Below are 25058 nucleotides of genomic sequence, written 5' to 3'. Positions count from 1 at the left end.
AAGTGTGTGCGGCCTGAAAAGCATTCGCCTCTACTCAACATACAACTTCGCTGTGGCCCTCAATCTCTCGGCGTATTCGTAGATCTTATCCAGACTATCGACAATAAGCCGTTCCTCGACCTCGCCGTCGAACAACCCAATATACTTGACAGACCGATTAAACCATAAACGAGCGAGCGGCTTTCGGTTATTGTTATCAATAAGAATACCACAGTAAGATTTCTGATCGCGCATCACCACCCGCTTCGCGCTAATGGTGTCTCTTACAATAGCTTTCACGATCATATACCCTTCCCGCTCCTCTTCTGTCGTAACGACTTCGGGTTCATCTTCGATAGGGTCGTCAATCTTTTCAATAACTTGTTCGGTGTCAGCGAGCGCGCTGGAAAGCCGGTTCTTCACCGTGTCCATGATAACCTCGCGAAAAGCTGTACGAACTATGCCCGTAAACATCTCTTTCACTTGAGAAGTCATCCGCCCCTCATAAACGCCCGATGAAACGATTTTAACAAAGTCTTCGGACGGTTCTTCGATAAGCCTAGCTATAACTTGCTTGACGCCTGATGTGTATTTGAGGCGCTCCGCAGTCGCCAAAATCGCAGTAACATCAAAGGCACCTTTTTCGAACTTCCTCAATTCGGAAAGGATACTCGCATTGAAGTCCGTTACATCGAACACAAAAAAGGGACGGGTATCAAGTTTATTGGTCGCTTCGAGGTCTGTGTAAAAATTGAAAGTTCGACCGTTCGTCAAGATCGCAAACTTTGCATTCGTAACGCTGAAATATCGGTAAAGCTGGTCAAGATGCTTTTTTTCTAAAGCAACTGAAATAGGCTTACATTCTACAAGTATGCGAATTTCACCATCAACCTTGATAGCGTAGTCAACTTTTTCACCCTTCTTTCCAACAGCGTCTGCAGTGAATTCTGGAACAACTTCCGATGGATCAAAGACGTCGTAACCAAGGGCGCGTAAAAATGGTAAAACAACAGCAGTTTTGACCGCCTCCTCAGTTGCCATTGTACTAGAGTGAGACTTCACGCGCTCCGCAATACCACGAAGACTTTCATCAATACTGCTCATAAACGCCCCTGCCATTTTATATGAGGTTGGCGAAAAACGGGCCGCACGTCAAGATCGCAAAATACTATTTAAAAAAGAAATATTACGCATACGTTTCAACCTTTGAACTAATTAAGCGATGCTAATAAAGATAAAAAATATTGCGATGTCATATGGCCGAGGAACCAAACCCACCCCGACCCGTTCTTCCCCCGAACAGCATGTTCAGCATATACAAGGGAAGAAACATCATGAAAAACAAGATCTTCGCACTGGCTGCCGTTGCAGCTCTGACCTCTTCTGTTGCCTTCGCACAGACAGCGACCACAGCTCCTTCGGCGGCACCGGCTGCTGGCGCTGATGCGACGATGGCTGGTCCTGGGATCACAATGGGCACCAAGGCAATTGGTCCTTTGAAGTTCGTCAATGTGCAGAAGACCGACCTCACCGCTTCGCAGCTGGATGGCATGGACATCTACAATGCGAAGAACGAGGAAATCGGTGAGATCGAAGACGTCGTGATCGGCGATGGCAAGTCTGTCATCGGTCTGGTTGCCAGCGTCGGTGGCTTCCTCGGTATCGACAAGAGCTACGTCGTTCTCGACCCGGCCTCCGTTGCCATCAACAACGATAATGGCACATGGAAGGCTTACGTAGACACGACCAAGGAAGCGCTCGAAGCTGCTCCGAAGCTCGACTACGACAAGATGGACGACTAATCCTACGCGACGTGCGGTAACGTTCCGCTTGTCTTCAAGCCCACCGACAGTTGGTTCAGTCCAATCGTCGGTGGGCTTTTTCGTTCGAGCCTATCAAGATATAACCAACCCGGATTTGTCCTCAGGGTTTTTACACGTAACCTTCTTCTGTCATTCCGGCCCTGAGCCGGAATCCAGTCAGCCCAAGTCCTTGGGCTGGAAGACCATTTCCCAACACACAGACGCGCGTCGGCTGGGCCCCGCAGCATGTGCGGGGTAACAAAGGTAGATGTGTTTCCGCCAAACCACCCCGCCGCTCCAACCGGAAAGTGGAGGCGAGAGGGTTGGAGAGCCCTGCCCTTACCCGCCAAACTTGCCGCTGCGGGGGAAGCCCTTCGGCACGGTGCGGCCTGCGGTGGCGCGGTCGGCCATCCATTCCAGCAGTTCGTCGCCCACCTTGGAGAAGGAGCGCCCAGCGCTGTCTTCCCATGTGAGGCCGGTCGCCAGCGCGAAGCACTTCACGTCCGAAATGCCGCCATCCTTGTAGCGTTGCAGGCGCACGCCCTTGCCGCGCGACATCTCTGGCACTTGCGAGAGCGGGAAGGTCAGCATCTTGCGGTTTTCGCCAACGACGGCAACGTGGTCGCCCGTGACAGGTACCAGTAGCTTCATTTCGTCCGGCATGGAGACGTTCATGATCTGCTTGCCCTTGCGGGTATTGGCCACCATTTCCGTTTCCGCGATGACGAAACCGTTGCCGGCGGTGGAGGCCAGCAGCAGCTTGCGCGATGGGTCATGCACGAAGGCGCTCAGAATGTCCTGATCGTTTTCCATATCGACCATGATGCGCACTGGCTCGCCATGGCCACGCCCGCCCGGCAGCTTGTCCGCGCCCAGCGTATAGGCCTTGCCGCCTGTCGTCACCAGCAGCAGCTTGTCCGTGGTCTGTGCCGGGAAAGCCAGCTTCGGGCCGTCGCCTTCCTTGAAGGTCAGGGCAGAGGTATCGGCCATATGGCCCTTCAGCGCCCTGATCCAGCCCTTCTGGGAAATGACGATGGTCACGGGTTCTTTTTCGATCATCGACTGCTGGATGGCATCGACATCGGCGGTCGGCGCCATGGCAAACAGAGTGCGACGGGCGCCAAGCTTGGTGGCCTTGGCGTATTTCTTTTTGACCTCTTCGATTTCCCAGGCAACGGTCTTCCACTGCTTGTCCGGCGATGCCAGCAGCGACTCGATCTCGGCCTTCTCGCTGCTCAGGCCTTCGAATTCCGTGCGGATTTCGAATTCTTCCAGCTTGCGCAGAGAGCGCAGGCGCATGTTGAGAATGGCTTCGGCCTGAATATCGGTCAGGTTGAAGCGTGCAACCATGACCGGCTTCGGCTCATCTTCCTCACGGATGATGGCGATGATCTCATCGATGTTGAGGTAAGCAATGAGGAAGCCGCCAAGAATTTCAAGGCGACGGTCGATGGCGGCCAGACGGAAGCGCGAGCGGCGCAGCAGCACGTCGCGGCGGTGGTCCAGCCATTCCTTCAGCACTTCGTTCAGCGCCATGACCTTGGGCACACGCCCCATGGACAGGACGTTCATGTTGAGCGGAATACGGTTTTCCAGATCGGACAGACGGAACAGCGATTCCATCAGCAACGTGGCATCGACGGTGCGGTTCTTCGGCACCAGCACCACGCGCACGTCTTCAGCGGATTCGTCGCGCACGTCTTCCAGCAGCGGCAGGCGCCGCGCCAGCAACAGTTCGGCGATCTTCTCGATCAGTCGGGATTTCTGGACCTGATAGGGAATTTCGGTGATGACGATCTGGTAGCCGCCGCGGCCAAGATCTTCGATTTCCCACTTCGCCCGAACGCGGAAGCCACCGCGACCCGTGCGGTAGGCCTCGATCATGCTTTCGCGGCTCTCGATGATGATGCCGCCCGTGGGTAAATCCGGCCCCTCGATGCCGCCCTTTTCCGGGTGAGCGGGATCGAACATCAAATCCTCGACGCTCGCTTCTGGGTTCTTGATCAGCCGAAGTGCTGCATCGCAAAGCTCATGGGCGTTGTGCGGCGGAATGGAGGTCGCCATACCAACCGCGATGCCGGAGGAACCGTTGGCGAGAAGGTTTGGAAACGCGCCCGGCATCACGACAGGCTCGTCGTCTTCCTCGTTATAGGTCGGGCGAAAATCGACGGCGTCCTGCTCGATGCCTTCCAGCAGCAGCGCCGCGACATCGGTCATGCGCGCTTCTGTGTAACGATAGGCGGCAGCGCCATCGCCATCGATGTTGCCGAAGTTGCCCTGCCCGTCGACGATCGGGTAGCGCTGGGAAAAGTCCTGCGCCAGACGCACCAGCGCATCATAGACCGACTGGTCGCCATGCGGGTGGAACTTACCGATGACGTCACCGACGATACGGGCGCATTTCTTGAACGCGGAGTTGGGGCGGATGCCCATCTCGCTCATGGCGTGAATGATGCGGCGATGGACCGGCTTCAGGCCATCGCGAACATCCGGCAGCGCACGGTGCATGATGGTCGACAGCGCATAGGCCAGATAGCGCTCTTCGAGCGCGGCCTTGAGGTCGATCGGGAGTACGTTGTCGTCGTCTCCGCCGGACGGAGGAACAATATTTTTTGCCATGGCGCTTGACTAGCCGAAATGCCGATTCCCGGCAAGGAATCGCGCCTTTTCCGCTGTGGATGACGGTGGTCAAACGTATATTTTTCGTTAATCTTGTTTTTATGCCGCAATTCGGCCATTCGTTGGAAAGTACGAATGCAGTAGACCGTCGCTATGCCTCGGATATAAATGCATGATTCCGGCTTTCGATAATCCTATCTCCAATATCCACGAGGGAAGAGACAGAATGAGACTTCAATCTACACGGCATATTTTGCTCGCAGGCGTTGCGGCCGTCGCCTTTGCGTCGCCAGCCTTTGCACTCGACGGCGCAGACGTGCTCAAGAAGATCAATGATGCCTATCGCGTTCAGGGTGCTGAAATTGCAGCGAAGTCGATTGCAGTCGATGGTTCTACCGTCACACTGAGCGGTGTCACCTTCAGCGCGACCACGCCCAAGGATCAGGTCATCCCGCTCGGCAACGTCAGACTTGATGGTGTGGAAGAGGATAATGGCGGCTACACCATCGAAAAGATGAGCTTCGACGACGTCAAATACGCGAAGGAAAATGTCGCGGTCGACGTCAGCGATATCTACGTGTCCGGCATCGTGGTGCCAGCAGACTCAACCACCGGCAAAGTGGATTCGATGATGCTGTATGACGAGGCCCATAGCGGACCCGTATCGGTCAAGATCGATGGCAAGGAAACCTTCGCGCTTGAAGAAACAAAGACGACGATGACCAAGAGCGAAGATGACAGCACCATCAGCTTCGATCTGAACGCCACCGGCTTCAAGGCCGATCTCAGCAATATCCAGGACCCGAAATCTAAGGAAGCCATCGACAAGCTTCAGGTTCAGTCGCTGAGTGGCGAGATGAACATGAGCGGCTCGTGGGAAATCGCACCGGGCACGCTGACGGTCGATGAATATGCCATCGATCTCAAGGATGTCGGTCGTCTCAACATGGCCTTCAGTTTCTCGGGCTACACGCTGAACTTCATCAAGTCGATGCAGGATGCCGTCAAGGCGCAGGCCGCCAACCCCAACAAGGAGCAGGCCGACCAGGCCGCTGGTCTTGCGATGCTGGGTCTGATGCAGCAGTTGAGCTTCAACAGCGCCGAAATGAGCTTCGATGATGCCAGCATCACCAAGCGCGCCATCGATTATGCGGCTGGCGAACAGGGCATGACCGGCGAGCAGCTGTCGCAGACCATCAAGGGCATGGTTCCGATCATGATGGCGCAGCTCAACGTGCCGGAATTGCAGAACGCGGTGTCTGCCGCCGTCAACACCTATATCGACGACCCCAAGAACTTTACCATCTCGGCAGCACCGGCAAAGCCAGTGCCGTTCCCCATGATCATGGGCGCGGCCATGGGTGCACCGAACACCATCCCGCAGGTGCTGGGCCTGACGGTTTCGGCTAACGAATAGTCTGACCGAATTGACAAAAAGAAAGCCCCGGATCGCTCCGGGGCTTTTTGCTTTCAGTGAAGACGACGTTTTTAATGCAGCGCCTGCGGGGCCGCATCCGGCTTGTCGTGCACGGCGAAGCGGTCGATCATATGGGCGCTGGCTTCATTGGCGCCGATGACCTGGACATGCTTGCCCGCCTTGCGGAATTTCAGAACGACCTTGTCGAGCGCACCGATGGCGGAAATGTCCCACAGATGCGCCTGTGTCACGTCGATGATGACGCGCTCCACCGGCTCGGCAAAATCGAAGGCGGCAACGAAGCTCTCCGTCGAGGCAAAGAAGATTTGCCCGTCCACGCGATAGATGCGCTCGCTGCCATCCACACCCGCCTCTGAGCGAACGTGGAACAGCTTGGAGACCTTTCCGGCAAAGAACACGCCGGAGAGGAGCACGCCAGCCAGCACGCCCTTGGCAAGATCGTGCGTGGCAATCACCGTCACGACGGTGACCAGCATCACGATGCTGGATGATGGCGGATTGCGGCGCAAATCGAGAATGGAGCGCCATGAGAACGTTCCAATCGACACCATGATCATGACAGCAACGAGCGCGGCCATGGGTATGATGCGCACGATGTCATCCAAAACGAGGATGAGGAACAGCAGGAAGGCACCGGCAACAAAGGTCGATAGCCGCCCTCGCCCGCCCGACGTCACGTTGATGACGGACTGGCCGATCATCGCGCAACCACCCATGCCGCCGATCATCGCAGCGGCGATATTGCCTGCACCCTGGCCGATGCATTCCTGGCTCTTGTTGCTGGGCGTGTCCGTCATGTCATCGACAATCTGGGCCGTCAGTAGCGATTCTAGGAGGCCGACAGCGGCTAGAGCTGCCGAATATGGGAAGATGATCTGCAACGTTTCCCATGTCAGCGGGATCTGCGGCAAGGCAAGGATCGGGAATGACGAGGGCAGTTCGCCGAGGTCACCGACGGTGCGCAAATCCATACCGGAATAAAACGCCACAAGCGTCAGCACCGCAATGGCCACCAGCGGGGACGGAATGGCTTTCGTCAGCAGCGGAAACAGGTAGATGATGGCAAGACCGGCCGCGATCATCACATAGGTTTCGACGGGAACACCGATCAACTCCGGCAATTGCGCCATGAAGATGAGGATGGCCAGTGCATTGACGAATCCGGTGATGACGGAACGGGACACGAACCGCATGACGCGGCCGAGCCTGACGAGACCTGCGAGGATTTGCAGGATGCCCATCAATAGAGTGGCTGCAAGCAGATATTGAATGCCATGCTCTTTTACGAGCGTGACGATCAAAACCGCCGTTGCAGCCGTGGCAGCCGATACCATGCCTGGCCTGCCGCCAGTAAAGGCAGAAACGCAGGCGATGGCGAAGGAGGCAAACAGCCCCACTTTCGGATCGACCCCTGCAATGACGGAAAAGCCGATAGCTTCGGGAATGAGTGCGAGAGCCACGACAATGCCGGAGAGAACATCTCCGCGAATGTTCGAAAACCACTCACGTTTGTAAGTTTGAAGTCTGTTCATAAGGATTTTTTTCGCAAATAAATGCGCACCGGCTCGCAAGAGCTTGCTCTGTAAAACGAAAAGACGAAACGGTGCTTTGCGTTGTCTGGCGGATCGGCGGCCAGAAGAGCCACCCGGGGTTACACCGGGTCCGTGGTGAATGACGCCTGTATAAGGCTTTGATGTCTTCGATGCAAGGCGTTGGGGTACGGAAGCTCAGAATGTCATCTTCTGTCTAACCGATGAGGATCACGATCCTTCAAAATAAAAGGGCTGCCCGCACGAAGCAAGCAGCCCTTTTGCATGGGCTTTAGTCCTTCTTCGGCGTCGGCACCACACGCAGGGCCAATTCGCGAAGCTGCGTTGGCGAAGCGGGTGCAGGCGCGTTCATCAGCAAATCCTGTGCCTGCTGGTTCATAGGGAACAGCGTGATTTCGCGCAGGTTCTTGGTGCCGGTCAGCAACATCACCACGCGGTCCACACCGGCAGCCATGCCGCCATGCGGAGGCGCGCCGTACTGGAAGGCGCGGTAGAGGCCGCCGAAGCGATCTTCCACGTCCTGCTGGCTCAAGCCCACCTTTTCGAAGGCCTTGACCATCAGTTCCGGCGACTGGTTACGGATGGAGCCGGAAGCGATTTCGTAGCCGTTGCAGACCATGTCGTACTGGTAGGCCTTGATCGTCAGCGGGTCCTGATTTTCCAGCGCATCCATTCCGCCCTGCGGCATGGAGAACGGGTTGTGCGCGAAGTCGATCTTCTTTTCTTCTTCGTTGTATTCGAAGAACGGGAAGTCGACGATCCAGCACAACTCGAAACGGTCGCGGTCAACAAGGTTCAGCTCTTCGCCAGCACGGGTGCGGGCTTCGCCTGCGAACTTGTAGAACTTGGCAGGATCACCGGCCACGAAGAAGGACGCATCGCCCGCTTCGAGACCCAGCTGAACGCGCAGCGCCTCGGTGCGTTCTTCGCCAATGTTCTTGGCAAGCGGACCGGAACCAACGACCTTGCCGTCCTCTTCCTTCCAGAAGATGTAGCCGAGGCCGGGCTGACCCTGTCCCTGCGCCCATGCATTCATGCGGTCGCAGAACGCTCTGGAGCCGCCGGTCTTGGCTGGGATGGCCCAGACTTCGACCTTCGGGTTGGACGCGATCATGTTCGCGAAGACCTTGAAGCCGGAACCGGCGAAATGGTCCGTCACGGCCTGCATTTCAATCGGGTTACGCAGGTCCGGCTTGTCGGAACCATAGGTGCGGATCGAATCGTCATAGGCGATACGGCGGAAGTTCTGGGTGACAGGCTTGCCTTCGGCAAACTGCTCGAACACGCCGCGAATGACCGGCTCCATCGTTTCCCAGACATCTTCCTGCGTCACGAAGCTCATTTCGAGGTCGAGCTGGTAGAATTCGCCGGGCAGACGGTCTGCACGCGGGTCTTCATCACGGAAGCAGGGTGCGATCTGGAAGTAGCGGTCGAAACCGGCCACCATCAGAAGCTGCTTGTACTGCTGCGGCGCCTGCGGCAGCGCGAAGAACTTTCCTTCATGGATACGGCTTGGCACGAGGAAGTCGCGCGCGCCTTCGGGCGACGAGGCCGTCAGGATCGGCGTGGAATATTCGGCAAAGCCGATATCGCCCATGCGGCGGCGCATATCGGAAATGATCTGCGTGCGCTTGACGATGTTCTTGTGCAGCGTATCGCGGCGAAGATCGAGGAAGCGGTACTTCAGGCGGACGTCTTCAGGATAGTCAGGCTCACCAAACACCGGCAGCGGCAGTTCCTTGGACGCGGCCAGCACTTCGATTTCCTGGGCGTAAAGCTCGATTTCGCCGGTCGCCATGGTCTTGTTGACCGTGTCTTCCGAGCGCGCCTTGACGAGACCATCGATGCGGATGACCCACTCGCCGCGAACGACTTCAGCCGTCTTGAAGGCCGGGCTATCCGGGTCTGCCACCACCTGCGTGATGCCGTAGTGGTCGCGAAGGTCTATGAAGAGAACGCCGCCATGATCTCGCACACGGTGAACCCAGCCGGAAAGACGAACGGTTTCGCCGACATGCGATTTGCGAAGAGCGGCACAGGTGTGGCTGCGGTAACGATGCATTTTGTTATCCTGAAACAGTGCGGCGATCACCAAGCGGATCGCATATCTAAATCGGGCGGAAAAGCGCATGACAGACCTGATTTGTCAAGGCAAAGCGCAATATTGTCCCGTATAGCGCTGCCTTTAGGCGTATTTGACCGGCACGAATCGGTTATCTCTGGCACGACCTCTCAATCCTCTCCAGACACGCGATGTGTGACGCATGAGCCAGATCAGACCCCTTATTCCGCTGCTGCTGACGGCAGGCATTCTGATTGGCGGAAACGGCTTGCAGGGTACATTCATTGCGCTGCGTGGATTGTCCGAAGGATTTTCCGCCAGCACCATCGGCCTCATCAGCGCCGGTTACAGCCTTGGCTTTGCCGTGGGTTGCGTCAACGTTACCCGACTGCTGCGCAAGATCGGCCACATCAGGGCGTTTTCGACCATGGCGGCCGTCGCATCTGCCGCCTCCATCACCATGATCCTGATCACCGATCCGTTCTTCTGGTTTGCGATGCGCTTCGTCATCGGCATCGCCGTTGCCTGCCTGTTCGCTACCATCGAAAGCTGGATCAATGCGCAGGTGACGAACTCCAACCGCGCACGCACGCTCTCCATCTATCGTTTCGTCGATCTCGGTTCGGTGACGCTGGCGCAATATGTCATCCCAGCTGTCGGCATTGAGGGTCCCGCGATCTTCTCGCTGATCGCCATGGCCTTGACGCTGTCGCTGGTACCCATCTCGCTGGCCGATAAATCAAACCCAGCGCCTCCCAAGCAGGTTCCGTTCGATCTCTTCGCCGTGTGGCGCATTTCCCCGCTGGCGGTTATCGGCTGTATCGCGGTTGGCCTCAGCATGTCGGCCTTCCGCAATATCGGCCCCATCTATGCCGAACAGATCGGAATGTCCGTCACCTCGATTGCCACCTTCATGAGCGCAGGCATTATCGGCGGCGTCGTTTTGCAGTATCCGCTGGGAGCCTATTCCGACCGTTACGACCGGCGCATCGTTATCGTCGCGACCACCGCATGCTCCGTCGTTACAGGCCTGTTTCTGTCATTCTTTGCCGGCAGCGATGAGGTGCGAAACGTGATCGGCGTCTTCGTCTTCGGCGCCTTTGCACTGCCGCTCTATTCGCTGAGCTCCGCGCATGGCAACGACCACGCCAAGGAGGGTGAGCACGCTATGATGTCAGCGGGGTTGCTGTTCTTCTGGTCGCTGGGCGCAACCGTCGGCCCGTTCCTGGCATCCCTTCTCATGGATCACTTCGGCCCCAAGGCGCTGTTTGCCTATACGGCTGCGATCCAGGTCGTCTTCATGATCTATGCTCTTTACCGGCTGACGGTGCGGGCCGGTGTGCCGCCAGAGCAGCGAAACTGGCGCTTCCGCTCGCTTCTTCGCACCTCGGCCTATTTCAGCAAGCTTGCCGCACCATCTGCCCAAGATCAGGACAAAAAAGACCTCTGACAGTAATCTACACCCCATAAAGATGGGACAGAGAGACAAGAACGGCTGCCTTTGTATTGACATGGGCGCTTCAAAGGGAAAGTAAGTTTGATACTTTCCATGAGCGGCAAAAAGATAATGATTGAGACGACAACAGCACTCGCCGAAGCCTGCAAGGAACTGGCGAAATCCGATTTCATCACCATCGATACGGAATTTCTGCGCGAAACGACTTTCTGGCCTCAGCTGTGTCTCGTTCAAATGGCAAGCTCGACGCTGGAAGTGCTGGTCGACCCTCTTGCCAAAGACCTCGATCTGACGCCGCTCTTCGAACTCATGGCCGACGCCAGTGTCATCAAGGTTTTTCACGCCGCCCGCCAGGATATCGAAATCATCCACCACCTCGGTGGTCTCATTCCGCATCCGATCTTCGACACGCAGGTCGCGGCGATGGTCTGCGGTTTCGGTGATTCCATTTCCTACGATCAGCTCGTCCAGCGGATCAAGAACGTCCAAATCGACAAGTCGTCGCGCTTCACCGACTGGAGCCGGCGTCCGCTGACCGAAAAGCAGCTGGATTATGCGCTGGCCGATGTCACACACCTGCGCGACGTTTATCTGGCGCTGCAAGCGCAGCTGGAACGTGAAGGCCGCTCTTCCTGGCTGAAGGAAGAGATGGACATTCTCGAATCGGTCGAGACTTACGACATGCATCCCGACGATGCGTGGCTGCGGTTGAAATCCCGCCTTCGCAAGCCGACGGAACTGGCCATCCTGAAATTCATCGCCGCATGGCGTGAACGTGAGGCACGGTCGCGCAACGTGCCGCGCTCGCGGGTGTTGAAGGACGATGCGATCTTCGAGATCGCTCAGCAGCAGCCCAAGGATACCGAAGCACTGTCGCGCCTGCGCACCATTCCAAAGGGGTGGGAGCGCTCCTCATCCGGTGCCGCCATTATCGAGACGGTGAATGCAGCGCTTGCCTTGCCCAAAGCCGATATGCCGCATCCGCCGCGCCAGAGCCATTCACCCGAAGGCAACGGTGCTGCGGTCGAACTTCTCAAGGTTTTGCTGAAGCTGACGGCTGACAAGCATGGCGTCGCCGCCAAGGTCATCGCCAACAGCGAAGATCTCGATAGAATCGCATCAGAAGGCGAAGAGGCGGTCGTCCCTGCTTTGTCTGGCTGGCGGCGCGATCTGTTCGGCGAACCGGCGTTGAAGCTCATTCGTGGCGAAGTTGCGCTTCGTTTTGCCGGCAAGAAAGTCGAAGCACTGGAACTGCCGCAGCAGATTTGATGTGTTTGTGGCTTTGCGCTCAATCCACACTGTCTTGATTTTGATCTTCAGAGCGTATTTCGACACGTGACCGATGCAAGTCGGTCACAGCCTTCAACCATACGCAGCACATTACCAAAACATCACTTTTTGACCTGCGGCTTTCACAATATGGTCGCAACCTTCGGGAATGGGATGCCTGTTCCCTGCAAGTCCAGGGCCGCTTCGACGCCCAAAACAAAGAGCCACAATGAGAAAAATTCTAGCGATGCTGGACTATGTCGTGCTGTTTCTGGCAGTTGCCGGCAGCGGTGTGGCCTATGCATTTCTGGAATATGGCGGCGGTGCGCTGATTGGCGCAACCTATGCCCTGTTTGCCTGCGCGCCCATTCTGGCGTTCGAGCGCGGCTACATCATGCCGGAGCTGTCGCGCCGAATCAGCATGTTGCCGACGCCCGCTTACATCCTTTCCGCGTTCTTGGCCTATTCCGTTCTGGTGTTCTGTGGCTTTGGCCTTGGCGGCACAATTCTATGGGCGACGGGCGTGCTGCCCGTCAGCTGGCGTCGCGCCGTGCATGCGGAAATGCAGACGCTTCTGTTCACGCTCGGCGTCTGCGCCATCATCGTTTTCGTCATGCGGGTGCGGGAATTGCTCGGCCGCGATATCTTCATCGACCTCATTCTGGGCCGTTACCGCCGCCCCGTCAGCGAAGAGCGTGTCTTTCTGTTCGTCGATCTCGTGGGCTCGACATCCTTTGCCGAAACGCATGGGGATTTGCGCGCCCAGGAATATCTGGGCGAATTGTTCTCCGTCTATGCGGGGCCCGTCAGGCGACATGGCGGGGTGATCGATGATTATATCGGCGATGCCGCCATCATCACATGGCCGTATCATCTGGCGATCCGCCGTGCGGCCTGTATCAACTGCGTTTTTGACATTCTCTCGACCATCGAAGAGAAGCGCGCCGATTGGCTGTTGCGATTCGGCACCGTGCCGAGGCTGCGTTTTGCCATTCATGGCGGGCCCGTCATCACAGCCGAAATCGGCGTCGACCACCACAAGATCACCTATTTCGGCGACACGGTGAACACGACGGCGCGGCTGGAATCACTGAGTAAAATGCTCGGCCACCCGGTTCTCATCTCATCCGATCTGGCGCACCAATTGCTGCTGCCAAAGGGCGTGAAGAGCGAGTATCTCGGAGAGCACGCCGTCAAAGGGCGTGGGCAGACTTTGGGTGTCTGTGCGCTCAGCCGTCAGGCGGTTATGAGCTGACGCTCATACTTTCCATAAGCGTCATCAAATCTTCAAAGACGTATCAACCAGATGTCATGAAGCGTGCCTAACGGTCCCTGCATTGCAGATGTAAACCCGAAGGTAATTCCATGAAAAAGACCCTCCTCGCCTCCGTCGCCCTTCTGGCGCTCGGCACAATGTCCGCGTTTGCAGCGGAGAAGGAGTTTCCGGCAAAGCTCGTATCGCAGACCGTTTTGCCGGCAAACACTGTTATCGCAGCTCCCGCCGATGCGCCTGAGCATCTGAAGACATCTGCCAAGTTTACCACGGCGGATCGCAAACGCGCCGAAGGCCTCGGCACCGTCCCGGGCAAGGATGGTGTTCGCACGACGGGTCTTTCCATGCCGTTTGCAGGCCAAGCCATGCAGGGCTTTTCCGGCATCAAGACGATGAGCGACGGTACATTTTGGAGCCTGTCCGACAACGGTTTTGGCTCCAAGACCAACTCCAGCGACTCGATGCTGATGCTGCATCACCTGAAGCTCGACTGGGATGCGGGCAAGGTCAACGCGCTCGAAACGGTGTTCCTCTCCGATCCAGACAAGAAGGCACCGTTCCCCATCGTCATGGAAGGCTCTGACAAGCGCTATCTGACCGGCGCAGATTTCGACGTCGAATCGATCCAGCCTACCAATGACGGCTTCTGGGTCGGCGAAGAATTCGGTCCTTACATCCTGAAGTTCACCCGCGACGGCAAACTGACGGATGTCATCGCAACGAAGGCTGGAGACATCGAGGTCAAATCGCCCGACCATCTAACTCTCACGCTGCCTGGCAACCCGACGCAGAAGCTGCCTGCGTTCAACCTAAAGCGCTCCGGTGGTTTCGAGGGCATGGCAATGTCCAAGGACGGCACGAAGATTTACGGTCTTCTGGAAGGTCCCCTCTACAATGCAGAGGGACAGGTCGAGAAAACAGAAGACGGCGCAACCGGCCTTCGCATCATCGAACTCGACGTCGCCTCCAAAAGCTGGACGGGCCGCACATGGCTTTACCCGCTGGCCGACGGCGGCGAAGCAATTGGCGACTTCAACATGCTGGATGACAGCACAGCCCTGGTGATCGAGCGCGACAATGGCGCTGGTACCGCCGACAAGACTTGCGCCGATCCGAAGAAGCCGGAAGCCAATTGCTTTGCCGTTCCAGCCAAGCTGAAGCGCATCTACAAGATCGAATTCAACGATGCCAATGTCGGCAAGGCCGCCCGCAAGATCGGCTATATCGACCTGATGAAGATTGCCGATCCCGACAAAAAGGCCATTCAGGGCAGTGAGAACGGCACCTACACCATGCCTTTCGTGACCATCGAAAACGTCGATCGCGTCGATGCAACGCACATCGTCGTCGGCAACGACAACAACCTGCCCTTCTCAGCCGGTCGCGCACTGGACAAGGCTGACGACAACGAGTTCGTTCTGCTGGACGTGAAAGACCTGCTGGACGCGAAGTAAGGTTGAGATGTCGTGGTGCGGCCGTGGCGCGCTGCACCACTTTCTTTCTTGTAGCATCACAGAACGTCAAATATGATTTTCGTAAACAGGATTGACGATCATGACGTCGATAACAGTGCTCTATGATGCCGTAAAAGAAAGTTGGTCAAGAGAGACAAGTAGCTTGTGGTCGAAAGAAAATCCTGCGCTAGGACAATGCGGTGTCACTGCCTTAGTGTTTCAGGATCATATGGGCGGAGAAATATTTAAAACCTCAGTTGCCGGAGCCCTGCACTTTTATAACTCTATCAACGGTGTCAGGTGGGATTTTACATTCTCCCAATTTCTCGTGCCAATCGGATATGAAGATCGCCTCGCTACCCGCGGGGAGGCATTCTCAGACACCACAGCTGAACAGTACAGTCGCCTTAGCACTGACGTCAAAAATCGCCTCGCTGCAAAAGAAAGTGGTCCAGAGATCGACGAGCGCTAAGGCCGACAAAGCTGTTACTTTATACTCGGCCTATTCGAAGACGAATGCGAGCTTCTTGCCGGTCAGTTTGGACAATTGCTGCAAACGACCTTCCAGCCGCTCACCGGCGAAATCGCAATATTCATGCGGCACGACGAATTCGAGGTCGATATCGTTTCGCTCGGAACGCCTGAACTTCAGGTGATCGACGACGCCTGGCATGGACGCCGAAAACAGATAGACAACACGCAGCAAGCCGCCCAGCAGCTTGGCAAGCTCCTGCATTCTGTCGCCTGCAATGGACGTCAGATGCTGCGTCGTGCCGTTGTCGTTCAGTCCCTCGAAGCGGTAATAATTGGCCAGCGCGATATAGGCGCGACCTGGATGGGTGATCGCGATGAAGGACGAGTGGGCGATGATGTTGAGCGCCTGCAAGCCACGATAATCCGGATGCGCGCGCCAACTGATATCGGCCAGCAGGCAGGCGGCCTGCCGGTAGCGTGCCTCATCTTCCGTTTCGGTAATGCCGAAGACCGGCACGGTACGTCCGCTCCAATCGGCAAGCTCGCGCGCATGTTCAGGCGAACGGGCGCGAAGAATGGCAAGCTCGTCGGCCACCACCAGCAGCGGGTCGGCTTTCTGCTCGGCTTCCGGCAGCAACGAATAGAGATAACCTTCGCGAACGCCCTGTGCGGAAAACGCGATCTTGGAGGGCTTCATGACTTCCAGCACTTCGCGCATGGCGACGGCACCAAACGGTAGAAGCGTACGGCGGTTCTTGGAAACCGCCTGCCATGCAGGGTCCTTGCTGTCCTTGGAGGCGATCACCTCATCGAGAAAGCTCAGCATATCGGAGAGCGGCATCTCGTAACCCTGCATCATGTGCAGTGGGTAACCGCTGATTTCCATGTGCAGCTTGGCAATGTTGCGCCACGTGCCGCCAACCGCATAAAATGTACGCCCCTCGCCCTTGGTGAGCAGCTTTGCGGTCTTCACCTGCTTTTTTGTGAATGCCGCGGCTTTTTCGATGGAGCCGCCCGAATGTTCCGACAGCCGCAGCCCGCCCAGCGGCAAGGTGATGCCTTCACCACAGGTCTTGCCTTTGATATCGATCAGTTCCAACGAACCGCCACCGAGATCACCGGCAATGCCATCGGCATCGTGGAAGCCACTGATGACGCCATAGGCAGAATAGAGCGCTTCTTTCTCGCCGGAAAGAACTTCGATCTCGCAGCCGAGAATGGCTTCCGCATCGCGGATGAAATCTGGACCGTTGCTTGCCTCACGGGCAGCAGCGGTTGCCAGCACATAAAGCTTTTGCGCCTGCGCCTGTTGTGACAGTGCATGGAAGCGGCGCAAAGCGGCAAGCGCGCGGGTTACGCCTTCCTCATCCATGCGACCGGTGAGGGCAAGGCCCTTACCGAGGCCGCACAGGACCTTTTCATTGAACAGCACCGCAGGGGCGCGCGAGAGACCTTCATAAACAACGAGACGAACAGAGTTCGAACCAATATCTATGACGGAAACGGGGGCGAGACCGGTGAGCCGCCCCTGTGCTTCTGATCGTGTCATTCAGCCTGTTTCTTGCGGGATGATATCAGCCCTGCAATCAGTTTAGGCGCACTGGATTTCAGAGCTTCACCACGGCCTGAAAGGCTAGGATTGGTCATGAAATAGTGCTGCGCGTTGAACGGTTCCTCGCCTTTGCGCACCTCGATGCGCCTCGACGTTCCGTCCGGAAGTATCTCGTAGCTCTGCTGGTTGTCAATGAGATTGCCCAGCATGATCTGTGAAAGAACCTGCTCGTGCACCGTGGGATTGACAAGAGGCACCATTGTTTCAACGCGTCTATCGAGATTTCGCGGCATCATATCGGCAGAGCCGATGTAAACCAGTGCCTTGTCGGATGGCAGGCCGTAACCATTGCCGAAGCAGAAGATACGGCTGTGTTCCAGGAAGCGCCCGACGATGGATTTGACGCGAATATTGTCGGACAGGCCCGCCACCTGTGGACGAAGGCAGCAGATGCCGCGAATGACCAGATCGATCTCCACACCAGCTGCACTTGCGTGATACAGCGCATCGATGATCTCGGGATCGACCAGCGAGTTCATCTTCATCCAGATGGCCGCTGGCGCGCCATTTCTGGCGTGTTCCGCCTCATCATTGATATGCTTGAGAATGCGCGAGCGCATAGTATAAGGCGAAACGGCAAGCTTCATACCCTCTTCCGGTTCGCCATAACCCGTGATGAAGTTGAAGATGTTTGCCATGTCGTGGGCAATCTTCGGATTACAGGTGAAGAAGGACAGGTCAGTATAAATCTTGGCTGTCACGGGATGGTAATTGCCAGTACCGAGATGGCAATAGGTGCGCAGCTTTCCGTCTTCACGGCGCACGACCATCGACATCTTGGAGTGGGTCTTCAGCTCGATAAAGCCGAACACGACCTGAACGCCTGCGCGCTCCAGGTCTCGCGCCCAGCGAATATTCGCCTCTTCATCGAAGCGTGCTTTCAGCTCTACCAGGGCCGTCACGGACTTGCCGGCATCGGCCGCATCGATCAACGCGCGAACGATCGGGCTGTCGTTGGAGGTGCGGTACAAGGTCTGCTTGATGGCGAGAACATTTGGGTCGCGGGCGGCCTGCAACAGGAACTGCACCACCACATCGAAACTCTCATAGGGATGGTGAACCACCATGTCCTTTTCGCGGATGGCGGCAAGGCAGTCGCCTGCGTGCTCACGCACTCGCTCCGGGAAGCGGGCATTGTAAGGTTCGAACTTCAGGTCGTCGCGGGGCGCCTTGACGAGTTCGGAAATGGTGTTGAGTGCCAGAAGACCCGGAAGAACCGCCACGCGGTTGTCGGGCACGTTGAGCTCATGCACCACGAACTGGCGCAGAGACGCAGGCATTTCGCTGTCGGTTTCGATGCGGATCACCGAGCCGCGACGACGGCGCTTCAGGGCGCTTTCGAAATACCGCACCAGATCTTCGGCTTCTTCTTCAAGCTCGATATCGCTGTCTCTGATAATGCGGAACGTGCCGAGGCCACGAACCGTATAGCCCGGATAAAGCCTATGGATGAACAGACCAACAGCGTCTTCCAGCGTGATGTAGCGGATCGTCGTCTTGTCATCGGGCAAGCGAATGAAGCGGTCGAGCGCAGGCGGCAAACGTAAAAGCGCTGTCATCGGCTCGCGACCGTTGACGCTATCCAGCTGCAGGCCCATGGAAAAGCCGAGGTTCGGAATGAACGGGAATGGATGCGCCGGATCGATGGAGAGCGGCGTCAGAACCGGGAAGATCAATTCCTCGAATTCATTCTCCAGCCAGACGCGGTCCTCATCCGAGAGCGACGCCGGGCGGACGATATAGATGTCTTCCTTGGCAAGATATTGCTGAAGGACGGCCAGCGAAGCCTGCTGCTCCATCTGGAGATTGTCGATTTCCTTGAGGATGTCTTCGAGCTGTTCGGCGGGCGTTTTGCCATCCGGCGTGCGAACGGTCACGTTCTGGCGAACCTGGCCTTCGAGACCCGCCACGCGCACCATGAAGAACTCATCGAGGTTGGCGGCGGAAATCGACAGGAAGCGCAGACGCTCCAGCAGAGGATGAGCAGTGTTCAGCGTCTCTTCGAGAACACGGCGGTTGAATTGCAGCCATGAAAACTCTCGATTGATAAAGCGCTCCGGGCTATCCCACAGGCTCTTTTCCTCAGGTGCCGTTTTGCCGTTTTCATCCAGATTGTCCTGCACGACCGAATCCATCGAATTTTCCGCCCTTTATCTCTAGACTGGCAAGCAAAACACAGGGTTCCGCGCCGCGACAGTCACTTGTTCAGGTATCCCTAGCGACCTGAAATCGCTTTGCACTTTCGGCCAGATACCCCATTGCCCGTATAACAGTTTGACGACGGAACTGTGACAGTCAATCCTCGTCAGGCTTGCTGCCCAGCTCCGTCAGCACCTCTGCGGCCAGTGCCCGACTGATGCGAGTGCCTCTCGACAGGCCCAAACGATCCAGTCTCTCAACGATCATCTGCGCCGCGTTCAGCGACCGCTCCATGCGTGCCACGATATAGCTGACAAGTTTGTCATCCATATAAAGCTGACGATCGGCAAACAGCTTCATCAGCACCTGCGCGAGCAAATCCTCGTCCGGCTCGCCGATTTCCACCACCGTCGCCGCCTTGAGGCGAGAGCGCAAATCTGGCAGCGCGACCGGCCATGCAGCGGGCCATTCCCGTGTGGTGATCAACAGCGATGTGCCGTTTTCGCGAACGCTGTTGATGACGTGGAACAGTTCGGTGTCATCAAAACCGTTTCTATCCGCATCTTCAAACATAACCGGGCTGTGTTCCGCCACCCGCGCTGCTTCCGCACCTGGCTTTGGTTTGATATCCACAGCACCGCTGGTGTTTCTCCAGATGCTGGCGAGATGCGATTTCCCCGAACCCTGCGGCCCGACCAGAATGACGACAGGAGATGGCCAGCGTGGCCACTCGTCCACGATGCTGACAGCAGCATCCAGAGGTGCGGCCACCAGCAAATCGTCACGGCCAGTCGCCGTCTGGTGGGAGAAAGCAAGCGGTAGCTGCTCGGCCTTCGACCTGCTGGCACCGGGTTTGGTGTTATCGTTCATCTTTCAGCTCTGAGAATCGATCTTCTTCGGCGGCAACGCCTGGATTTGCGTTTCTTCCGTATCCCACGGCAGATTGGCCGCGCGACCGTGGTACAGATCGCTTTCGAGATAGCGCGACAGTGCAAAGCGAACGAGCACGCCAACGGCTGCTGCGGCTGGCACCGCGACCAACAGGCCAACAAAGCCAAACAGAACGCCGAATGCAAACAGCGCAAACATCAACCACACGGGGTGAAGGCCAACGCTGCTGCCGACAAGCTTCGGCTGCAAAATGTTGCCTTCGATGAACTGGCCAGAGAAGAAAACCGCCAGCACCAGAATGATGTTAACGTAATCCGGCAAGAACTGGACCAGCGCCACGCCCACAGCCAGCACGAGGCCAATCATGGAGCCGACATAGGGAATGAAGCTGATTGCGCCCGCAAAAAAGCCGATCAACAGTCCGAAATTCAGACCGACGAGCGAGAGGCCGACGGCATAATAGACGCCGAGAATGAGGCACAGCGAGCCCTGTCCACGAATAAAGCCAGCGATGGTGCTGTCCATATCACGGGCAATCTGGCGCACGGTGGCCACATGGTCACGCGGTATCCAGCTATCGACCTTTTCGATCATGCGGTCCCAGTCCAACAGCAGATAAAATGCCACTACCGGCGTCACCACCAGTAGCGAGATGACATCCACCAGCGACTTTCCGGAATTCCAGATTTGCGTGAGCAGGGTGCCGATGAAGCCTGCACCTTCGCTCAGCAGTTTGGAAAAGTTCTCTTTCACGGAATCGATCTGCGAACTGACCCAGCCCGGAAGCAGATTGGTGTCGGCACCGGCAATCAGTTGCTGCAACGACGATATATATTGCGGAATGCGGGCGATGAATTCCGATGCCTGCGCAACGATCAACGGTATGATGATGATCAAAGAGAGGGCAAACAGCAGAACGAAGGACACAAGGATCATGACGCTCGCCATCATGCGGCTCAAGCCACGCCTTTCCAGCCAATCCGCGATCGGATCAAGGAAATAGGCCAGCGCCATACCCGCCACGAAGGGCAGAAGGATGGAGCTGAAAACCATCAGGAACACGACGAAAACGACGAAGGCACCGAGCCAGAAAAAGGCCTGGCGTCTCAGATTCATGCCTCTGATATGTGGTTGCATCGTCTGCTCCTTTGAGCGCCTGCGCTCATAACTCTTGGGTTAGGAGATAGGATGCGTGGACCGGACTGGTCAAGTGTGGCACCCTTGCCAAATTCGTCACAATAGGGCTTTCCCATAACAATACAGCTAAAACGCCCGAAAGGCGTGAAAAACATGCCTTTCGACGCGCTCATACTTGCATCGTCACCCGTCTCATGCGAATGGCACGCCAAATGGAACCAGTGGAGACGACAGCCATGAGCGAGCCAGGCAAGAACGGTCTTACCTACAGCGATGCAGGTGTGGATATCGACGCCGGAAACCTGATGGTCGAAAAGATCAAGCCAGCCGTTCGCTCGACCCGCCGCCCCGGCGCGGATGGCGAAATCGGCGGCTTCGGCGGTCTGTTCGATTTGAAGGCCGCTGGTTTCAAGGACCCGGTTCTGGTCGCCGCCAATGATGGCGTCGGCACCAAGCTCAAGATCGCCATCGACGCCAACTATCATGAAACTGTCGGCATCGACCTCGTAGCCATGTGCGTCAACGACCTCGTGGTACAGGGCGCCGAACCGCTGTTCTTCCTCGACTATTTCGCGACCGGCAAGCTTGATCCCGACCAGGGCGCTGCCATCGTCAACGGCATTGCGGCGGGCTGCCTTGAATCCGGTTGTGCGTTGATCGGTGGCGAGACGGCGGAGATGCCGGGCATGTATTCTGAAGGGGACTACGACCTCGCGGGCTTTGCCGTCGGTGCTGCCGAACGCGGCCAGCTGCTGCCCGCAGGCGACATTGCCGAAGGCGACGTCATTCTCGGTCTCGCATCCTCCGGCGTTCACTCCAACGGCTTCTCGCTCGTTCGCAAAATCGTCTCGCTCTCCGGCCTCGGCTGGGATGCGCCTGCGCCCTTCGCTGAAGGCAAAAAGTTGGGTGAAGCGCTACTGACACCAACACGTATCTATGTAAAGCCGCTTCTGAAGGCGATCCGCGAAACGAGCGCCCTGAAAGCGCTCGCACACATCACTGGCGGCGGTTTCCCTGAGAATATTCCACGCGTTCTGCCAAAGCATCTGGCAGCCGAGATTGATCTCGACGCTATCAAGGTTCCCTCAGTCTTCTCATGGCTGGCAAAGACTGGCGGCGTTGCGCCCAATGAAATGCTGCGCACCTTCAACTGCGGCGTCGGCATGATCGTCGTGGTTTCCGCAGAAAACGCCCAGACGGTTACGGATGCCCTGACCGCCGAAGGCGAAATAGTCTTTGCACTCGGCCGCATGGTTGCGCGTGCAGAAGACGGGCACGGCACGATCTACAAAGGCACGCTCGGCCTATGAGCAACGCCCCTGCCCGCAAACGCGTCGTCGTTTTCATCTCCGGCAGCGGCTCCAACATGATGGCGCTGGCGCAGGCGTGTCAGGCACCGGATTTTCCGGCAGAGATTGCCTGCGTGATCTCCGACAAGGCGTTGGCGGGCGGACTTGCCAAGGCACAGAGCCTTGGCATTCCGACACTCGTTTTCGAGCGCAAGACCTATGCGAGCAAGGCCGAACACGAGCAGTCCATTTTGGCAGCGATCAGCGAAATCGCACCCGACATCATCTGCCTTGCCGGTTACATGCGGCTGATCTCCGCAGAGTTTATCGCGCCCTATGCGGGTCGCATCATCAATATCCACCCTTCCCTGCTGCCGCTTTTTCCGGGCCTGCACACGCATGAGCGCGCAATCGAAAGCGGTATGAAGATCACGGGCTGCACGGTCCATTTCGTGACCGAAGGCATGGACGAAGGTCCGGTCGTTGGACAGGCTGCTGTCCCTGTTCTTCTGGATGATACGCCGGACACCCTTGCCGAACGCGTACTAACCGTTGAACATCAACTCTATCCGGTGGCACTCAAGCTTCTAGCTGAAGGTGTGGTGCGGATGGAGGGCGGCAGGGTCATGCGGACGCAGGATGCCTGTGATGCAGGACAGCAGCTGATTTCTGCTTAAATACCGACTTGGCCAACCACTTGACCAAATGATACTGCGTTTGATACTTTCATGCCAAACGGAGCCTGTCATCATGACGCTTACAGTCAAAGTCGGTGAAGCAAAAACACATCTTTCGGAGCTTCTGGTAAAAGTCGAAGCAGGAGAAGACGTGGTCATTTCACGCGGTAATGAACCCGTTGCACGCCTGATCAGAGCGTCTGACAAAGGCGACAGACGCCGCATGCTGGACACCTTGCGGGCCGAGAGAGCGCAGCGGGCTATCGTTAAGGCTGACGAAATTCAGTCATGGAAAAACGAAGGCAGAGCTTGATGCCGTTCGTTGTCGATGCGTCTGTGGTCGCAGCGTGGTTTCTGCCCAACGAAACATCTGGTATCGCCGATGCGGCCATGGCACGACTGGAGCATGAGGATTGCATTGCACCGGATCTTCTTTCGCACGAGTTTCGAAACATACTGCTCTCCGCAGAGCGACGAAAACGTATCGATCAAGAGGCGGTGTTCTCCATCCTTTTGCGCTTCACCGGTCTGCCACTGATTTTGGTTAGCGGCGGAGATCACGTGACCATCATGCGATTGGCTCAGAAGCACTCACTGTCCGCCTACGACGCGGCATATCTCGCCCTCGCCACGTCTCGCTCTCTTCCCCTGGCAACCAACGACAAGAAACTGGCGACGGCTGCCGCATCAGAGGGGCTGGCATTCAGCTGATCTCACAGGAGTTTGCGATTCAGCATTGCCCATTGCAGCAAAATGATTGTCTTGGCGTCGGTAATTTCGCCGGTGGCGATCATAGAGAAGGCCTTATCGAGCGGCACCGAGATGACTTCGATATCTTCACCTTCCGTCTCAAGGCCGCCGCCTTCGCCCGCTTTTTCGTCCAGATCGATCCGCGCGTAAAAGAGACCGATCTTCTCCGTCAATGTGCCGGGGCTGGCATAGATGTCGAAAAGATATTGCACCTCTTGGACGGCGTAGCCGGTTTCTTCCATCGCTTCGCGGCGGATCGCTTCGTCGGGATGGTCTCCATCGGTCAGACCTGCCGGGACCTCAATCATGAAACTCGGATCACCGTTGACGAAGGCTCCAGGCCGAAATTGGCGGACCAGAACGACGGCATCCTTATCGGCATCGAACAGCAAAATTGCTGCGGCACTTCCGTGGTCGTGCACTTCGCGGTTCAGACGGACGACCCGCCCGTCCGCCATCGTCTGGTCGAAGACGAGTGTTTGCAGATGAACGAAACGCTTCCAGACTGTTTCCTTCGTAATGAGCCGCACGCGGCCCTCATCCTCAGTCACTGACAATTTCGGCTGATCGTTCATCTGAAACTCCATTTTCAGGCTGTGAGAGCGGCCTTGTTCAGGGCAGCCCATTGCAGCAGCATGATGGTCTTGCCGTCGCAAATGTCACCGTCCTCAATCATCTTCATGGCGTCCGACAGCGGAAGCACAACGACCTCGATGTCTTCGTCTTCATGCACCGCACCGCCGCCCTCCTCCACCTTGTCAGAGGCGTCGACAATCGCCGCGAAGAAGTGCAGCACTTCCGTGACCGAACCCGGCGACATGAAGGACTTGAACAGGAAGCGCGTGTCGCGCAGCTTATAGCCCGTTTCTTCCATCACCTCGCGGGCGATGGCGTCTGCCGGGTTGTCTCCGTCCAGCAGGCCTGCGGGCGTTTCCAGCAACCAGCCGTGATAGCCGTTGACATAGGTCGGCACGCGAAATTGGCGAACCAGAATCACGCTATCGATTTTCGGATCGTAGAGCAGAATGGTTGCGCCGTTGCCGCGATCATAAGCTTCGCGCTTCAGCGTTTTGGTTTCACCCTTGGAGTTGGTGTAATTGTAGGTGATGTTGCGAAGGTGGTACCAGTTTTTTGAAAGTGTTTCGTCGTTAAGAATTTCAATTTTTACGTCGTCAAATTTCTGCATT

At 56.8% G+C, this 25058-nt stretch carries 21 protein-coding genes and 1 other annotated feature; of the genes, 11 read left to right on the top strand and 10 right to left on the bottom strand.

Annotated elements, in window-relative coordinates; genetic code table 11:
- Nucleotides 1-30: 30 nt before the first annotated feature.
- Entirely contained in the window at nt 31-1083 is a 1053-nt protein-coding gene (locus tag RRU01S_RS19550; protein WP_045231919.1) for a type I restriction endonuclease, read from the bottom strand.
- Nucleotides 1084-1313: 230 nt separating this feature from the next.
- Here RRU01S_RS19550 and RRU01S_RS19545 point away from each other — a divergent pair, with 230 nt between their 5' ends.
- On the top strand, nt 1314-1781 hold the full coding sequence (locus RRU01S_RS19545) for a PRC-barrel domain-containing protein (RefSeq protein WP_045231918.1): 468 nt from the start codon (nt 1314-1316) through the stop codon (nt 1779-1781).
- A gap of 339 nt (nt 1782-2120) precedes the next feature.
- On the opposite strand, the gene parC is transcribed toward RRU01S_RS19545, so the two are convergent.
- On the bottom strand, nt 2121-4400 hold the full coding sequence (gene parC / locus RRU01S_RS19540) for a DNA topoisomerase IV subunit A (RefSeq protein ID WP_045231877.1): 2280 nt from the start codon (nt 4398-4400) through the stop codon (nt 2121-2123).
- 226 nt (nt 4401-4626) lie between these two features.
- Between parC and RRU01S_RS19535 the strand changes: the two genes are divergently transcribed.
- Complete coding sequence (locus RRU01S_RS19535) at nt 4627-5817, top strand: aq_1923 C-terminal domain (RefSeq protein ID WP_045231876.1); 1191 nt, start codon at nt 4627-4629, stop codon at nt 5815-5817.
- A gap of 71 nt (nt 5818-5888) precedes the next feature.
- Here RRU01S_RS19535 and RRU01S_RS19530 read toward each other — a convergent pair whose 3' ends face one another.
- Nucleotides 5889-7370 (bottom strand): SulP family inorganic anion transporter, encoded by a 1482-nt coding sequence (locus tag RRU01S_RS19530; protein ID WP_045231875.1) that lies wholly within the window; start codon nt 7368-7370, stop codon nt 5889-5891.
- A 79-nt stretch (nt 7371-7449) separates the two neighbouring features.
- Nucleotides 7450-7505: a sequence feature (sul1 is cis-regulatory element that is thought to sense ions involved in sulfur or methionine metabolism; They are found in Alphaproteobacteria), on the bottom strand.
- A gap of 154 nt (nt 7506-7659) precedes the next feature.
- Complete coding sequence (aspS, locus tag RRU01S_RS19525; protein WP_045231917.1) at nt 7660-9450, bottom strand: aspartate--tRNA ligase; 1791 nt, start codon at nt 9448-9450, stop codon at nt 7660-7662.
- Between the two features lie 202 nt (nt 9451-9652).
- On the opposite strand from aspS, the gene RRU01S_RS19520 reads away from it, so the two are divergent.
- From RRU01S_RS19520 to RRU01S_RS19500, 5 genes are all read left to right on the top strand, one after another.
- The gene (locus RRU01S_RS19520) at nt 9653-10900 is read left to right on the top strand and encodes an MFS transporter (protein ID WP_045231874.1); all 1248 of its coding nucleotides are present in this window, start codon (nt 9653-9655) and stop codon (nt 10898-10900) included.
- Between the two features lie 117 nt (nt 10901-11017).
- Complete coding sequence (gene rnd / locus RRU01S_RS19515) at nt 11018-12175, top strand: ribonuclease D (RefSeq protein WP_045231916.1); 1158 nt, start codon at nt 11018-11020, stop codon at nt 12173-12175.
- Nucleotides 12176-12404: 229 nt separating this feature from the next.
- The gene (locus RRU01S_RS19510; RefSeq protein ID WP_045231873.1) at nt 12405-13430 is read left to right on the top strand and encodes an adenylate/guanylate cyclase domain-containing protein; all 1026 of its coding nucleotides are present in this window, start codon (nt 12405-12407) and stop codon (nt 13428-13430) included.
- A 110-nt stretch (nt 13431-13540) separates the two neighbouring features.
- Nucleotides 13541-14902: an esterase-like activity of phytase family protein gene (locus RRU01S_RS19505; protein ID WP_045231872.1), complete on the top strand. Its 1362-nt coding sequence runs from the start codon at nt 13541-13543 to the stop codon at nt 14900-14902.
- Between the two features lie 100 nt (nt 14903-15002).
- Complete coding sequence (locus RRU01S_RS19500) at nt 15003-15374, top strand: YunG family protein (protein ID WP_045231871.1); 372 nt, start codon at nt 15003-15005, stop codon at nt 15372-15374.
- A gap of 30 nt (nt 15375-15404) precedes the next feature.
- Here RRU01S_RS19500 and ppx read toward each other — a convergent pair whose 3' ends face one another.
- The 4 genes from ppx to RRU01S_RS19480 all read right to left on the bottom strand — a co-directional run bounded on the left by ppx (nt 15405) and on the right by RRU01S_RS19480 (nt 21155).
- Complete coding sequence (gene ppx, locus RRU01S_RS19495) at nt 15405-16925, bottom strand: exopolyphosphatase (RefSeq protein WP_045231870.1); 1521 nt, start codon at nt 16923-16925, stop codon at nt 15405-15407.
- Nucleotides 16922-19123: an RNA degradosome polyphosphate kinase gene (locus tag RRU01S_RS19490; protein ID WP_045231869.1), complete on the bottom strand. Its 2202-nt coding sequence runs from the start codon at nt 19121-19123 to the stop codon at nt 16922-16924. Before RRU01S_RS19490 ends, ppx begins: the two co-directional genes overlap by 4 nt.
- 160 nt (nt 19124-19283) lie before the next feature.
- A complete protein-coding gene (gene hdaA / locus RRU01S_RS19485; RefSeq protein WP_045231868.1) occupies nt 19284-19997 on the bottom strand; it encodes a DnaA regulatory inactivator HdaA in 714 nt (237 codons plus the stop codon).
- Nucleotides 19998-20000: 3 nt separating this feature from the next.
- Nucleotides 20001-21155 carry an AI-2E family transporter gene (locus RRU01S_RS19480; protein ID WP_045231867.1) on the bottom strand — a complete coding sequence of 385 codons (1155 nt, stop codon included), beginning with the start codon at nt 21153-21155 and terminating at the stop codon, nt 20001-20003.
- A gap of 236 nt (nt 21156-21391) precedes the next feature.
- Here RRU01S_RS19480 and purM point away from each other — a divergent pair, with 236 nt between their 5' ends.
- From purM to RRU01S_RS19460, 4 genes are all read left to right on the top strand, one after another.
- Nucleotides 21392-22465 carry a phosphoribosylformylglycinamidine cyclo-ligase gene (gene purM, locus RRU01S_RS19475; protein ID WP_045231915.1) on the top strand — a complete coding sequence of 358 codons (1074 nt, stop codon included), beginning with the start codon at nt 21392-21394 and terminating at the stop codon, nt 22463-22465.
- Nucleotides 22462-23121, top strand: a complete 660-nt coding sequence (gene purN / locus RRU01S_RS19470; RefSeq protein WP_045231866.1) for a phosphoribosylglycinamide formyltransferase — start codon at nt 22462-22464, stop codon at nt 23119-23121. The genes purM and purN overlap by 4 nt, the downstream gene beginning before the upstream one ends.
- A gap of 73 nt (nt 23122-23194) precedes the next feature.
- Nucleotides 23195-23434, top strand: a complete 240-nt coding sequence (locus RRU01S_RS19465; protein ID WP_045231865.1) for a type II toxin-antitoxin system Phd/YefM family antitoxin — start codon at nt 23195-23197, stop codon at nt 23432-23434.
- A complete protein-coding gene (locus RRU01S_RS19460) occupies nt 23410-23832 on the top strand; it encodes a type II toxin-antitoxin system VapC family toxin (protein WP_234936076.1) in 423 nt (140 codons plus the stop codon). The genes RRU01S_RS19465 and RRU01S_RS19460 overlap by 25 nt, the downstream gene beginning before the upstream one ends.
- 2 nt (nt 23833-23834) lie before the next feature.
- Here the strand turns inward: RRU01S_RS19460 and RRU01S_RS19455 are convergent, their stop codons facing one another.
- A complete protein-coding gene (locus tag RRU01S_RS19455) occupies nt 23835-24446 on the bottom strand; it encodes an NUDIX domain-containing protein (RefSeq protein WP_045231914.1) in 612 nt (203 codons plus the stop codon).
- Nucleotides 24447-24460: 14 nt separating this feature from the next.
- Entirely contained in the window at nt 24461-25057 is a 597-nt protein-coding gene (locus RRU01S_RS19450; RefSeq protein ID WP_045231863.1) for an NUDIX domain-containing protein, read from the bottom strand.
- Between the last annotated feature and the right edge of the window lies 1 nt (nt 25058).

The sequence above is a fragment of the Agrobacterium rubi TR3 = NBRC 13261 genome (assembly GCF_000739935.1).
Classification (GTDB): domain Bacteria; phylum Pseudomonadota; class Alphaproteobacteria; order Rhizobiales; family Rhizobiaceae; genus Agrobacterium; species Agrobacterium rubi.
Note: the sequence above shows the minus strand (reverse complement) of the source record. Positions and strands in the feature narration are given on the sequence as shown.

Bases quoted from the DNA above. Each gene is read 5' to 3' on its own strand.
- RRU01S_RS19480 (WP_045231867.1), bottom strand. From the start codon at position 21,155: ATGCAACCACATATCAGAGGCATGAATCTGAGACGCCAGGCCTTTTTC.
- RRU01S_RS19460 (WP_234936076.1), top strand. From the start codon at position 23,410: ATGGAAAAACGAAGGCAGAGCTTGATGCCGTTCGTTGTCGATGCGTCT.
- RRU01S_RS19490 (WP_045231869.1), bottom strand. From the start codon at position 19,123: ATGGATTCGGTCGTGCAGGACAATCTGGATGAAAACGGCAAAACGGCA.
- aspS (WP_045231917.1), bottom strand. From the start codon at position 9,450: ATGCATCGTTACCGCAGCCACACCTGTGCCGCTCTTCGCAAATCGCAT.
- RRU01S_RS19535 (WP_045231876.1), top strand. From the start codon at position 4,627: ATGAGACTTCAATCTACACGGCATATTTTGCTCGCAGGCGTTGCGGCC.
- parC (WP_045231877.1), bottom strand. From the start codon at position 4,400: ATGGCAAAAAATATTGTTCCTCCGTCCGGCGGAGACGACGACAACGTA.
- RRU01S_RS19505 (WP_045231872.1), top strand. From the start codon at position 13,541: ATGAAAAAGACCCTCCTCGCCTCCGTCGCCCTTCTGGCGCTCGGCACA.
- RRU01S_RS19500 (WP_045231871.1), top strand. From the start codon at position 15,003: ATGACGTCGATAACAGTGCTCTATGATGCCGTAAAAGAAAGTTGGTCA.
- RRU01S_RS19520 (WP_045231874.1), top strand. From the start codon at position 9,653: ATGAGCCAGATCAGACCCCTTATTCCGCTGCTGCTGACGGCAGGCATT.
- RRU01S_RS19530 (WP_045231875.1), bottom strand. From the start codon at position 7,370: ATGAACAGACTTCAAACTTACAAACGTGAGTGGTTTTCGAACATTCGC.
- RRU01S_RS19465 (WP_045231865.1), top strand. From the start codon at position 23,195: ATGACGCTTACAGTCAAAGTCGGTGAAGCAAAAACACATCTTTCGGAG.
- rnd (WP_045231916.1), top strand. From the start codon at position 11,018: ATGATTGAGACGACAACAGCACTCGCCGAAGCCTGCAAGGAACTGGCG.
- purM (WP_045231915.1), top strand. From the start codon at position 21,392: ATGAGCGAGCCAGGCAAGAACGGTCTTACCTACAGCGATGCAGGTGTG.
- ppx (WP_045231870.1), bottom strand. From the start codon at position 16,925: ATGACACGATCAGAAGCACAGGGGCGGCTCACCGGTCTCGCCCCCGTT.
- RRU01S_RS19510 (WP_045231873.1), top strand. From the start codon at position 12,405: ATGAGAAAAATTCTAGCGATGCTGGACTATGTCGTGCTGTTTCTGGCA.
- purN (WP_045231866.1), top strand. From the start codon at position 22,462: ATGAGCAACGCCCCTGCCCGCAAACGCGTCGTCGTTTTCATCTCCGGC.
- RRU01S_RS19550 (WP_045231919.1), bottom strand. From the start codon at position 1,083: ATGAGCAGTATTGATGAAAGTCTTCGTGGTATTGCGGAGCGCGTGAAG.
- RRU01S_RS19545 (WP_045231918.1), top strand. From the start codon at position 1,314: ATGAAAAACAAGATCTTCGCACTGGCTGCCGTTGCAGCTCTGACCTCT.
- hdaA (WP_045231868.1), bottom strand. From the start codon at position 19,997: ATGAACGATAACACCAAACCCGGTGCCAGCAGGTCGAAGGCCGAGCAG.
- RRU01S_RS19450 (WP_045231863.1), bottom strand. From the start codon at position 25,057: ATGCAGAAATTTGACGACGTAAAAATTGAAATTCTTAACGACGAAACA.
- RRU01S_RS19455 (WP_045231914.1), bottom strand. From the start codon at position 24,446: ATGAACGATCAGCCGAAATTGTCAGTGACTGAGGATGAGGGCCGCGTG.